The organism is Streptomyces sp. NPDC057694, assembly GCF_042799415.1.
In the GTDB taxonomy this organism is placed as follows: Bacteria; Actinomycetota; Actinomycetes; order Streptomycetales; family Streptomycetaceae; genus Streptomyces.
Genome location: NZ_JBHVIX010000006.1, coordinates 103,102 through 115,050, shown reverse-complemented (window position 1 = coordinate 115,050; position 11,949 = coordinate 103,102). Strand labels below are relative to the sequence as shown.

The window sequence follows — 11,949 nt, the reverse complement described above, 5'->3', positions numbered from 1 at the left end:
CCGCGAGCGCGGGACGGCCCGGGATTCAGCAAGGAAAAGTCCGCACCAATTCGGGAGAAATGAGGGGCGAACAGCCCCCCGTCACCGATTCACCACCCCTGGTGCATCACACAGCGCGAGCCGCATTCCTATGATGGGCGCACGACACCGCGGGCCGCTGCGACCAGGCAGTCCGATCCGGTGCACAGGCGGCGCAATGGTGGAGGGGTCGATGACTCAGGGGGCCGGTCAGGGACCCGCAGCGCGCACAGAGACGCTGCGTGATTTCCGCGTTCCCGCGTACGTCCATGACGTACCGGCGAATGTGATGACGACCGAGCCCGCCCCCGGAGCGGAGAATCCCGATCCGTACCCGGACGGCTACACGCCGACAGAGCGCGATCTGCCGGTCGTCAACCGGGCCGACCCGGCCCCGGCCGACATCCCGCAGCCCGCGTCGGCTCCCGCCCCGGCGGCGGCCGAGGGGCCCGGCCCGCTGTTCGTCGTCGGCGACGTGCACGGCTATCTCGACGAGCTGATCGCCGCCCTCCAGGAGAAGGGCCTGATCGACGCCGAGGGCAACTGGGCGGCGGGCACCGCGCGCCTGTGGTTCCTCGGCGACTTCACCGACCGCGGGCCCGACGGGATCGGCGTCATCGACCTGGTGATGCGGCTCTCGGCGGAGGCAGCGGCGGCGGGCGGCTACTGCAAGGCGCTCATGGGCAACCACGAGCTGCTGCTCCTCGGCGCCAAGCGGTTCGGCGACACCCACGTCAACTCGGGAGCGGGCACCGCCACCTTCCAGGCCGCCTGGCTCCTCAACGGCGGGCAGAAGTCCGACATGGACCGCCTCCAGGACGTCCATCTGCAGTGGATGTCCCGACTCGACGCGATCGAGATCGAGGACGACCACCTGCTGATGCACTCCGACACCACGTCGTACCTCGACTACGGCGACTCCATCGAGGCCGTCAACGACACGATCCGCGAGACGCTCACGCGCAACGACGCGGACGAGTGCTGGGACCTGTTCCGCAAGTTCACCAAGCGGTTCGCCTTCCGCGACGAGGAGTCCGGCCCCGACACCGTGCGCGAGCTGCTCGGCGCCTTCGGCGGCAGCCGCGTGGTGCACGGCCACAGCCCGATCCCGTACCTCCTGGGTCAGGTCGGCGGCGAGTCCGGCGGCGACGACGGCGAGGAAGGATCCGGCCGGCCGGCCGTCGAGGGACCGCACGTGTACGCGGGCGGACTCGCCATCGCCATGGACGGCGGTGTGACCATGGCCGGAAAGCTCCTGGTCCAGCAACTTCCGATGGATATCTGAGAGTTGATCGGGCAGGCGCGGTAAACGGAGGATTCCACCGGCCGCAAGGCCAATTTCCGGAAACCCCCTGTCACCGCGCGCCGTGGCAGCTCTACCATCGGCTTATCCGTAGCAGGCTCCCCTCCGTTTCTGCCCGACGGCTCGTACCCATGCGGGCCACCAAGCCCTACGGAGCATCGGGGGATGCACATGAACAGCGCTCCGCATTTGCTGAACGAGGACCGCCCCGAGTTCGAGCGGATCCTCGATGAGGCGCTGCGTACCGCACCGAACCGGCCTGATCTCGCCGCAGTGGGCCAGCGGCTCAACCCCGAACAGCTGCGCACCATGGCGCTCAACGCGGCAGCTCTGATCACTGCCGCCGCGGCGACCGAGTACCAGCACTACATATCGGTCCGTGAGGATCTGCGTACCTCCCCGCGGCCCCAACCGCTCGAAGAAGGAGGCACCTCCGGCACGACCTCGGAATCCGGCGGCGGCAATCCCCTGGGCTTCGCCGCCACCGTGAGTGAAGTCGCGGAGACGACAGGGCCCGGTATCGCCGCGGTCGCCGTCGTCCTCTTCCCGGTGCTCGCCGGGACGGCCGCCGCGATCTTTCTGCTGGTCGGCTACATCCTGAAGATGCTCAACCCGCCACCGGACTTCGCCGGCACCCTGCTCACGGCCGGCTGGGTCTTCGGCACGCTCGCCGCGGCGGGCATCCTCGTCGCGGCGGTGTGCCTGCTGCTGGCCGCTCTGCGCAACGGAGCGACCTCGCTCCAGGCGAGCGCGCACGGCGAGGCGAACGAGGCGGTGGCACGGGCCAGGGAAGCCTGGGGCAAGGCGCTGTTGGAGCGGGGCATCCTGCCGTTCCTGCGGGAGGCCCTCGCCGATCCGCCCGCGGGCGGTGGCTCACTGGGCGCCGGCCGGGCCGGCGCCACGAGCCGGATGCCCCAGCTCGGCTACAACAGGCCGGGGTTCAGCAGCCCGGACGGTGGCGGCACCGCCACCGGACAGCGCGCCGGCTTCTCCAGTCCGGACTTCACGAGCCCGGACTTCGGCGGCCCCGAGCACCGGCCGGACTGACCGTCCGCCGGAGCACGGAGCCGTGACCTCGGCTCGGGGCGATGTGCACGGGCCCCGAGCCGTAGTCGTGCGCCGGTACGGCTCAGTCGGCGATCGGCAGATACACGCGGTTGCCCGCCTGCGCGAACTCCTTCGACTTCTGCTCCATGCCCGCCTCGATCTCGGACTTCTCCGACAGGGCCGTGCCGTGCTCGCGCCGGATGTCCTGCGAGATCTTCATCGAGCAGAACTTCGGACCGCACATCGAGCAGAAGTGCGCGGTCTTGGCGGGCTCGGCGGGCAGCGTCTCGTCGTGGAACTCCCGTGCCGTGTCCGGGTCGAGGGCCAGGTTGAACTGGTCCTCCCAGCGGAACTCGAAGCGGGCGTCGGACAGCGCGTCGTCCCATTCCTGCGCGCCCGGGTGCCCCTTGGCGAGGTCGGCCGCGTGCGCCGCGATCTTGTACGTGATGACGCCGGTCTTCACGTCGTCCCGGTTCGGCAGGCCCAGGTGCTCCTTGGGCGTGACGTAGCAGAGCATCGCCGTGCCCCACCAGGCGATCATCGCGGCACCGATCCCGGACGTGATGTGGTCGTACGCCGGGGCGACGTCCGTGGTCAGCGGGCCGAGCGTGTAGAACGGCGCCTCCTCGCAGATCTCCTGCTGGAGGTCGATGTTCTCCTTGATCTTGTGCATCGGGACATGGCCCGGCCCCTCGATCATCGTCTGCACGCCCAGCCGCTTGGCGATCGTATTCAGCTCACCGAGCGTGCGCAGCTCCGCGAACTGCGCCTCGTCGTTGGCGTCCGCGATGGAGCCGGGGCGCAGACCGTCGCCGAGCGAGTACGTGACGTCGTACGCCGCGAGGATCTCGCACAGCTCCTCGAAGTGCTCGTAGAGGAAGCTCTCCCTGTGGTGCGCGAGGCACCAGGCGGCCATGATCGAACCACCGCGCGAGACGATGCCGGTCTTGCGGTTGGCGGTCAGCGGGACGTACGGGAGACGGACACCGGCGTGAACCGTCATGTAGTCGACGCCCTGCTCGGCCTGCTCGATCACCGTGTCCTTGTAGATGTCCCAGGTCAGTTCCTCGGCCCTGCCGTCGACCTTTTCGAGGGCCTGGTAGAGCGGCACGGTGCCGATGGGGACGGGGGAGTTGCGCAGCACCCACTCGCGCGTGGTGTGGATGTTGCGGCCGGTGGAGAGGTCCATGACGGTGTCGGCGCCCCAACGGGTCGCCCACGTCATCTTGTCCACCTCCTCCTCGATGGACGAGGTCACCGCGGAGTTGCCGATGTTGGCGTTGACCTTCACCAGGAACCGCTTGCCGATGATCATCGGCTCGATCTCCGGGTGGTTCACGTTGGCGGGCAGCACCGCGCGGCCCGCCGCGATCTCCTCGCGGACGACCTCGGGCTCGACGTTCTCCCGGAGGGCCACGAACTCCATCTCCGGGGTGATCTCGCCCCGTCGTGCGTACGCGAGTTGGGTCACGGCCTGTCCGTCGCGGCCGCGGCGCGGCTGGCGCGGGCGGCCGGGGAAGACCGCGTCGAGGTTGCGCAGATCAGTCGCTCCGCTCCGGAGCAGTCCGCCGCGCGGTGAGGTGTGCTTGATGCCGTCGTCCTCGGGGCGGACGGGGCGTCCCGCGTACTCCTCGGTGTCGCCGCGGGCGATGATCCAGTTCTCCCGGAGGGGTGCGAGACCCCGGCGGACATCGGTGTCGACGGTCGGATCGGTGTACGGGCCGGAGGTGTCGTACAGCGTGACCGACTCCCCGTTGGTGAGATGCACCTGACGGACCGGCACCTTGAGATCGGGGCGCGAGCCCGCGGGGCCCGTCACATATCCCTTGTGCCAGCCGATGGACTTCCCGGCCTCGTCAGGGTTCTCACCCTGGTTGGAGGCAGGCGTGCGTGCGTCCGTTGTGGTCATGAGACCTACTCCCTACGCCGGCATTACCCGGTAACAGGTTCGGCGGTCGACGCAGCCGTCTTCGTCCTGCCTGTTTCACGTGAAACAGGTCCTGCGACGAAGGTCAGCGCCCTCTCAGCCCGGTGCTCCGAGCTCCCGCGTGTGCAAAGGTGCCTCCACGCTAGCGCCCCTTCGGACGCGTTGAACAGAGGGCCCCTGTCGTTCTTGCGATGATCGGTCGGTGACCACCACCCAGCAGCCGCCTCCTCCGCCCCAACCTCCCCACGGACACGGCCCGTCCGGGGGAGGGCACGGCCACTCCCACAGCCATGGCCCGGCCGCGCCCGTCTCCAGGCATCTGCGGAAGGTCATCGCGGCGGTCCTGATCCCCTTCTCGGTGGCGGTGGTGGTCGGTCTGGCGGTGCTGTGGCCCGGCGGCGCCCCGCCCCACGAGCGCACCGGAGTCGGCTTCGACCGGCAGACGCAGCAGGCCACGGTGACCAAGGTCGACAAGGTCTCCTGCGCGTCCGTGAACGCCTCGGGGGACACCCCGACCGGCGACACCTCGACGGCCGAGGGCTCCGCCGCGCAGCAACAGGCCCGCGGCACCTGCGAGAACGCGACGATCCGCATCGCCACCGGCAAGGACAAGGGCCGTACGTTCACGGAGGTCGTCCAGCCGGACTCGCCACGGCAGCTGCACGAGGGCCAGAAGGTGATCGTCGCCTACGCGCCGGACGCCCCGGAGAATCTGCAGTACTCGGTCACCGATGTGAACCGCAAGATCCCGATGGTGCTGCTGGCCGGCATCTTCGCCCTGGCCGTGGTGCTGGTCGGGCGTCTGCGGGGCGTCATGGCGCTGGTCGCGCTCGCGGTCAGCTTCATGGTGCTGACGTTCTTCATCCTGCCCGCGATCCTCCAGGGTTCGAATCCCCTGGTGGTGGCGGTCGTCGGAGCCAGTGCCATCATGCTGATCGCGCTGTACATGTGCCACGGTCTGTCGGCCAGAACCTCCGTCGCCGTCCTGGGCACCCTGGTCTCACTCGTGCTCATCGGCCTGCTCGGCTCGCTGTTCATCGGCTGGGCCGCGCTGACCGGCAACACGGACGACAACACCGGCCTGATCCATGGCCTGTATCCGCACATCGACATGAGCGGCCTGCTGCTGGCGGGCGTCATCATCGGCTCGCTCGGGGTGCTCGACGACGTGACCGTCACCCAGACGTCGGCGGTCTGGGAACTGCACGAGGCCAACCCCTCGATGGGCTGGCGGGGGCTGTACCGCGCGGGCATCCGGATCGGCCGCGACCACATCGCGTCGGTCGTGAACACCCTGGTCCTGGCGTACGCGGGCGCGGCGCTGCCGCTGCTGCTGCTGTTCTCGATCGCGCAGAGCAGCGTGTCGGACGTGGCCAACAGCGAGCTGGTGGCCGAGGAGATCGTCCGCACGCTGGTCGGCTCGATCGGCCTGGTCGCCTCTGTGCCGGTGACGACCGCGTTGGCCGCCCTCGTGGTCTCCGCCGACCGCGCGGGCCCTCAGGCCCCTGCCACAACCGCTCCTGCACGCGGGGGCAGAGGCCGACGACGTAAGGCGTGAGCGCGGAACTGCTCGGGTGCACCGCACTGCTGAAGCGTTACGTCGATGTCGCGCCGGGCCGATGGGGAGTCAGCCGGCGCTCTGCTCCTCGGCCAGAATCCGGTCGAGCGCCTCGTCGAGGTCGGCCTCGAAGTCGGCGAGGGCCTGCTCATGGCCGAGCGGGACCAGCTTGTCCGTGCGGTCGAGGAACGCGATGATCGGCGCGACCCCGGCCCGGAACAGCGCCTGATCGCTGCCCACTTGGAGCCTGATGTGGACCTCGCCCGGCAACTCGGTGGTGATCCCGTCGCCCGACAGCTCCACGGGGGAGACCCGGACATCGCCGTCGCCCGTCGCGCCATTGACCCCGTCGACGAGGAGCTCCCGACCGAACGCCCAGGTCACAGGCGCGTCGCCGGGAAGATGGAAGGTCAGCCGCACGGCGTACGGGTCGGTGGACTCGTACCGGAGCTCCACCGGAATGCGGAAAGCGAGCTCCTCGGAGACGAGGAAGCTCATCATGACCTCTGCCTGAACTGCTTGTACCGACTCGCGCATCGCCTACCCCGTCAACTTGCCGTCGATTGGCCAGGAATGACCTTCCTGACACTGCTGGCATCTTGCTCAACGTACACGGAGGATCACAAGGAGTGAGTTTTCAGATGCTGATAGAGAAGGCGAGTGTCCCTACGAGCCTGCCGATCTCGCTCTGCAACTGACGGGCCGTAGGAAGCAGTTTCTCGAACTGGTGTGAGGGGAGAGAAATGGCCAAAGTCGCGGCGGCCGATCCGACGGTGATCGGGAACGCGGCGCAGGCCGAGCCGAGCGCGTACTCCTGACGCTCCACGACGGGCTCCATGCGCTCCAGCGAACCCAGTTTGCGCAGCAGCGCCCGCTCATCGCGGGCCGAGTACGGGGTGAGGGACGAGACGGGATAGCGGTCGAGATGGTCACTGCGCGCTTCCTCGTCGAGCTGGGAGAGCAGGCACTGGCCGATGGCGTGGGCATGGCCGGTCTCGCGGAAGTCGGCCCATTCCTCGACGGCCGGATTGGCCGGAGTGTCGGCGACCGCGACGACCTCGATCTCGCCGTCGCGGTAGACCGCGAAGTAGACCGGCACGCCCAGCGTGTCGCGCCAGTGCTCCAGGGCCTCGATGATCATGCTGCGACGTTTCTGCTGCACTCCGCCGCTGCTCAGCCGCTCGGCTGCGGCCCCGAGAACGAAGACGCCCTTCTCCTTGCGGAGGTATCCCTCGTGGGTGAGCGTGCGCAGCAGGTGGTACGCCGTGGGCAGGGCGAGACCCGCCTCCCTCGCAAGCTGCTTGGCGGGCGCCCCCTCATCGTGCGAGGCGACCGCTTCCAGCAGGCGCATCGCTCTCTGGACCGAGCCGATGAGCGTCGTCTGCGAGGTGGCGGGTGCGGGATCAGCCGTGGCCAAGGTGTACTCCCGGTGCGCATGGGCCCCCCGCGCTTCCGGGGCTCACGGGGGCAAAGCAGTCGGATTCTGGACTTTAGCCCTTGGCCACCGCCTGTTCGGGCCCAGAACCGAAACTTCCCCCGGTCGTGCGAACCGTCTCACCGCACGGGGACGCGCCCCGGGATCACCAGTCGCTGCCTCGCGAGGACGAGGAGCCCGTCAGGAACCGCCGTACGAGATAGATCAGTCCGCCGACCAGCGCGGCGAAGATCAGCACCTTGAAGAGCAGCCAGACCACGAAGCCGACGACGCTGGCGATCAGCCCGCCGAACACGACCAGGGCGATGACCGGCACCGCGACCCACTTCACCCACCACGGCATGCCCGCGAATATCTCTCGCATCGCCATCGCTCCTTCTCCGTGTCCCGCTCCGGGACTCCTCCGATGCCCCTTGTCGGGACGCTTCTGTCTTCCTGCCATGAATGCTGGCACGCCGAGCCCGCGAACGGGGGCCCGCGAGCCCTTGTCCTCCCCTGACCCGCCCCCTAGGGAATCCCCAGGTCCGCGGTCAGCCCTCCGGAGGGGAGAACACCACGAGCACCCGCAGATCCTCGCTGATGTGGTGGAACTTGTGGGCGACTCCGGCCGGGACGTAGACCACGCTGCCCCGTCCGACCTGAGTGGTCTCCATACCGACGGTGATCGAGGCACGGCCGCTGACCACGAGGTAGACCTCGTCCTGCTGGTGTGGCTGCTGCGGGTCGTGCTCCCCCGCGTCCAGCGCGTAGAGCCCGACCGACATGTTCCGTTCGCGCAGGAACTGCAGGTACGCACCGTCGTTGGCGGCGCGCTCCGCCTCCAGTTCGTCCAGCCGGAATGCCTTCATCGCCCTGTCTTCCCCACTGTCCACACTTGTCGTCGGCCGTGTCACCGGTGTCTTCTGCCACGATCAGACACATGATGAATTTCGTAGTCAAGACGATCGCCAACGCGGGCGCTCTGGCCGTGGCGGTCTGGGTGCTCGACAAGATCACGCTGACCGGCGACAGCACGCCCAAGAAGGTCGGCACGCTGATCGTCGTCGCACTCCTCTTCGGCCTGGTCAACTTCATCGTGAAGCCGATCGTGAAGCTGCTGACCTTCCCGCTCTTCATCCTCACGCTGGGCCTGATCACGCTGATCGTGAACGCCCTGATGCTGCTGCTGACCTCGTGGCTGGCCGGGAAGCTGGACGTCAGCTTCCATGTCGACGGGCTGTGGACCGCGATCCTCGGCGGCCTGATCATCTCCGTCGTCTCCTGGGCGCTGAACCTCGTCCTGCCCGACGAGGACTGAGCCGCCGCCATGACCACCACACCCTTCCGCGTCTGCTTCGTCTGCACCGGCAACATCTGCCGCTCGCCCATGGCCGAGCACGTCTTTCGCCGTCACGTCGAGGAGGCGGGGCTCGCCGGCCTCGTCGAGGTCGACAGCGCGGGCACGGACGGCTGGCACGAGGGCGACGGCGCCGACCCGCGCACCGTCCACGTGCTTCAGGAGGGCGGTTACACCAGCGAGCACACGGCCCGGCAGTTCCACCGGGACTGGTTCGACCGGCTCGACCTGGTGATCGCCCTCGACTCCGGCCATCTGCGGACGCTGCGCGGGCTCGCCCCGACGCCGCGGGACGCGGAGAAGGTGCGGTTGTTGCGTTCCTACGATCCCGCTGCCGACGACCTCGACGTGCCCGACCCGTACTACGGCTCCATGGACGGTTTCGAGGAGTGCCTGAGGATGGTCGAGGCGGCGGCGGACGGGCTCCTCGACGCCGTACGCGAGGGTGCCGAGGGGCGGCGGACCGCGTGACGGACACGGGACAGCCGGGACGCCAGGGGCGGCCGACGGGGCACGGTGACGGGACGCGGGCGGTCAGAGCGGGCCTGCCCGAGCCGGTGAAGAACGAACCCACGCTCCCCGGGCCGGTGTTCGCCGCACACTTCCACCTGCCCGGCGATGTGTCAGGGCCCTACACGTACGGGCGGGACGAGAACCCGACCTGGACCCATCTCGAGCGGGCCATCGGCGAGTTGGAGGCACCAGGACCGTCCGCCGTCCCGTGTCTGACCTTCGCCTCGGGCATGGCGGCGATCTCCGCCGTGCTGTTCTCGCAGCTGCGCGCGGGCGACGCGGTGGTCCTCCCCTCCGACGGCTACCAGGTCTTCCCGCTCGTCCGCGAGCAGCTCACCGCCTTCGGCATCGAGGTGCGCACCGCGCCGACCGGCGGTGACGCCCAGCTCGACGTCCTGGACGGGGCGCGGCTGCTGTGGCTGGAGACGCCGTCCAACCCCGGGCTCGACGTCTGCGACATCCGCCGGCTCGCCGACGCCGCCCACGCGCGCGGAGCACTGGTAGCCGTCGACAACACCCTCGCCACCCCGCTCGGACAGCGCCCGCTGGAGCTCGGCGCGGACTTCTCCGTGGCCAGCGCCACCAAGCAGCTCACCGGGCACGGGGACCTGTTGCTCGGTTACGTCGCCTGCACGGACGCCGAGAGGGCCGCTTCCGTGAAGCGCTGGCGCAAGATCATCGGGGCGATTCCCGGACCGATGGAAGCCTGGCTCGCACACCGGTCGCTGGCCACGCTGGAGCTGCGGGTGGCACGGCAGAACGCCAACGCGCTGGCCGTGGCACAGGCGCTGCGCGGACGCGTCACGGGCCTGCGCCATCCCGGGCTGCCCGACGACCCGTCGCATGCCGTCGCCGCCCGTCAGATGCGGCGCTTCGGCTGCGTGGTCTCCTTCGAACTGCCCACGCGCGCGCGGGCCGAGCGCTTTCTCGACGCCCTGGACCTGGTCGACGACGCGACGAGCTTCGGCGGTGTCCGGTCGACCGCCGAGCGCCGTGGCCGCTGGGGCGGGGACGCCGTCGCGGACGGCTTCATCCGCTTTTCGGCGGGCGCCGAGGACACCGAGGACCTGGTGGCGGACGTGCTGCGGGCACTGGAGGAGAGCGCGCACTGACATCCGTCCACACCGACGGCGCCGCCGTCTAGTACCGGGCTACGTACAACGGACGGTCCGAGCCTCCCCCCTCGTGGCTCGGACCGCCCCCGGTTCTGCGCGCAAGAACCGCACAAACAAGGCTAGTTGACTCTGTGTCAGTGTCCAATCACCGTAGCGACAGAAAGCTATCGACTTATTTATAGTTGGGCGCGGCCCGGCGGCCGGGAGGGAAGGGGTACCGCCATGGATCTCGCCCTGCTGCGCACCTTCGTGACAGTTCATCGCGCTGGGTCGTTCACCCGGGCCGCCGCGCTGCTCGGTCTCTCGCAGCCGGCTGTGACGTCCCAGATACGCACGCTGGAGCGGCAGTTGGGGCGTCCGTTGTTCCTGCGCCAGGCGCGCGGCGTGACGCCCACGACGATCGGCGACGAGCTGGCGCACAAGGCGGCGCCGCATCTCGACGCGCTCGTGGAGATCGCCGAGACCGGGCTCGACGAGGAGTCCAGCGTCCGCACACTGCACCTCGCGGGCCCGCCGGAGTTCACGGCGGAGCGCGCTCTCCCCGCTCTTACCGCGCTGACCAGGGACGACGGACAGAGCATCGCGCTGCGGGCGACGTTCGGCACGGCGGAGGAGACCTTGGAGGGCCTGGCAGCCGGACATCATGATCTGGCCATCGCGACGGCCCGTCCGCGGGGCACACTGCTCACGGCGACTCCGCTCTGCGACGAGGAGCACGTCCTGGTCGCCGCTCCGCGCTGGGCCGCCCGCGTCGGCTCCGGCCGGCTGCACCGCGACGCGGCGCCCTCCCTGGAGCGGTTCCCGGTGGTCGAGGTGCACGAGTCGCTGCCGTTGATCACGCGGTACTGGTCCGCGGTCTTCGACTCCCGGCCCGCCGTCTCCGGCACGGTCGTCGTCTCCGATCTGCGGGCGGTGCTGTCGTGCGTGATCGCGGGGGCCGGGCTGGCCGTCCTGCCGCGCTATCTGTGCGACCCGGCCCTGGACCGGGGCGAGATCGTCGCGCTGCTGGATCCTCCGGTGCCCCCGTTGCGTACGTACTTCCTGGTCGTACGCACCGGCACGTTCGCCCTGCCGCACATCGCGCGGGCGCACGAGTGGCTGCTGCGCGCTGCCGTCGACTGGTCGTGAGCGGAGCGGCAAGCGGTAGGAATGTTTCACGTGGAACCAACCGGGCCACATTTCTCCCATGACCGTCCGACCCGTGGTCAAGCGCACCGCACGCGCCGTTCTGCTCGACGGCGACGACCTGATCCTGATCAAGCGGACCAAGCCTGGCGTGGATCCGTACTGGGTGACCCCCGGCGGCGGGGTGGAACCCGAGGACACGACCGTCGTGGACGCCCTGCACCGTGAAGTGCACGAGGAACTCGGCGCCAAGGTCACCGACGTGGTGCCCTGCTTCGTGGACACCATCGAGCACATCGGCGAGGACGGCGGCGCCACCGGCGTGAAGGTCCAGCACTTCTTCGTCTGCCGTCTGGAATCCATGGACCTCGGCCAGCGGCACGGCCCCGAGATCGACGAGCCCTGCGGCGAGTACGAGATCGTGCGGGTGCCGTTCACCCGCGTCGGCATCGCCTCGGTCCACCTGGTGCCGCTCTCGCTGCGCCACTTCCTGGACGGCAACATCGAGGGCGTACGGGCGATGCACGCGCCCGATCTGGGCTGACACCGCCAGGGGTGCCGCGCCGGGCACG

13 protein-coding genes and 1 riboswitch are annotated in these 11,949 nt (G+C 69.4%); of the genes, 8 read left to right on the top strand and 5 right to left on the bottom strand.

Annotation, left to right across the window (positions count from 1 at the left end; all coding sequences use genetic code 11):
• The first annotated feature begins 211 nt into the window (after window positions 1–211).
• Both ACFVDP_RS16745 and ACFVDP_RS16740 read left to right on the top strand, forming a co-directional pair.
• Window positions 212–1,303, top strand: coding sequence for a metallophosphoesterase (locus ACFVDP_RS16745; RefSeq protein WP_383489844.1), 1,092 nt, complete (start codon window positions 212–214; stop codon window positions 1,301–1,303).
• 183 nt (window positions 1,304–1,486) lie between these two features.
• Window positions 1,487–2,368, top strand: coding sequence for a hypothetical protein (locus ACFVDP_RS16740; RefSeq protein ID WP_383489842.1), 882 nt, complete (start codon window positions 1,487–1,489; stop codon window positions 2,366–2,368).
• An 82-nt stretch (window positions 2,369–2,450) separates the two neighbouring features.
• Here ACFVDP_RS16740 and thiC read toward each other — a convergent pair whose 3' ends face one another.
• A complete protein-coding gene (gene thiC / locus ACFVDP_RS16735; protein WP_383489839.1) occupies window positions 2,451–4,277 on the bottom strand; it encodes a phosphomethylpyrimidine synthase ThiC in 1,827 nt (608 codons plus the stop codon).
• A riboswitch (TPP riboswitch) is annotated at window positions 4,270–4,426 on the bottom strand. It overlaps the preceding gene by 8 nt.
• A 71-nt stretch (window positions 4,427–4,497) precedes the next feature.
• Between thiC and ACFVDP_RS16730 the strand changes: the two genes are divergently transcribed.
• A complete protein-coding gene (locus ACFVDP_RS16730) occupies window positions 4,498–5,853 on the top strand; it encodes a YibE/F family protein (protein ID WP_383489837.1) in 1,356 nt (451 codons plus the stop codon).
• Window positions 5,854–5,922: 69 nt separating this feature from the next.
• On the opposite strand, the gene ACFVDP_RS16725 is transcribed toward ACFVDP_RS16730, so the two are convergent.
• From ACFVDP_RS16725 to ACFVDP_RS16710, 4 genes are all read right to left on the bottom strand, one after another.
• Window positions 5,923–6,390, bottom strand: a complete 468-nt coding sequence (locus ACFVDP_RS16725) for an SsgA family sporulation/cell division regulator (RefSeq protein ID WP_383489834.1) — start codon at window positions 6,388–6,390, stop codon at window positions 5,923–5,925.
• A gap of 100 nt (window positions 6,391–6,490) precedes the next feature.
• Window positions 6,491–7,270: an IclR family transcriptional regulator gene (locus ACFVDP_RS16720; RefSeq protein ID WP_383489832.1), complete on the bottom strand. Its 780-nt coding sequence runs from the start codon at window positions 7,268–7,270 to the stop codon at window positions 6,491–6,493.
• 163 nt (window positions 7,271–7,433) lie between these two features.
• On the bottom strand, window positions 7,434–7,652 hold the full coding sequence (locus ACFVDP_RS16715) for a DUF5326 family protein (RefSeq protein WP_383489830.1): 219 nt from the start codon (window positions 7,650–7,652) through the stop codon (window positions 7,434–7,436).
• Window positions 7,653–7,818: 166 nt separating this feature from the next.
• Complete coding sequence (locus ACFVDP_RS16710) at window positions 7,819–8,136, bottom strand: cupin domain-containing protein (protein ID WP_111663088.1); 318 nt, start codon at window positions 8,134–8,136, stop codon at window positions 7,819–7,821.
• Between the two features lie 71 nt (window positions 8,137–8,207).
• Between ACFVDP_RS16710 and ACFVDP_RS16705 the strand changes: the two genes are divergently transcribed.
• From ACFVDP_RS16705 to ACFVDP_RS16685, 5 genes are all read left to right on the top strand, one after another.
• Window positions 8,208–8,585, top strand: coding sequence for a phage holin family protein (locus tag ACFVDP_RS16705; protein WP_383489828.1), 378 nt, complete (start codon window positions 8,208–8,210; stop codon window positions 8,583–8,585).
• A 9-nt stretch (window positions 8,586–8,594) separates the two neighbouring features.
• Window positions 8,595–9,095 carry a low molecular weight protein-tyrosine-phosphatase gene (locus ACFVDP_RS16700; protein WP_383489826.1) on the top strand — a complete coding sequence of 167 codons (501 nt, stop codon included), beginning with the start codon at window positions 8,595–8,597 and terminating at the stop codon, window positions 9,093–9,095.
• Window positions 9,092–10,249 carry a cystathionine gamma-lyase gene (locus ACFVDP_RS16695; RefSeq protein WP_383489824.1) on the top strand — a complete coding sequence of 386 codons (1,158 nt, stop codon included), beginning with the start codon at window positions 9,092–9,094 and terminating at the stop codon, window positions 10,247–10,249. The genes ACFVDP_RS16700 and ACFVDP_RS16695 overlap by 4 nt, the downstream gene beginning before the upstream one ends.
• Before the next feature lie 225 nt (window positions 10,250–10,474).
• On the top strand, window positions 10,475–11,380 hold the full coding sequence (locus ACFVDP_RS16690) for a LysR family transcriptional regulator (protein ID WP_383489821.1): 906 nt from the start codon (window positions 10,475–10,477) through the stop codon (window positions 11,378–11,380).
• Window positions 11,381–11,438: 58 nt separating this feature from the next.
• On the top strand, window positions 11,439–11,921 hold the full coding sequence (locus ACFVDP_RS16685) for an NUDIX domain-containing protein (RefSeq protein ID WP_383489818.1): 483 nt from the start codon (window positions 11,439–11,441) through the stop codon (window positions 11,919–11,921).
• Window positions 11,922–11,949: the final 28 nt, after the last annotated feature.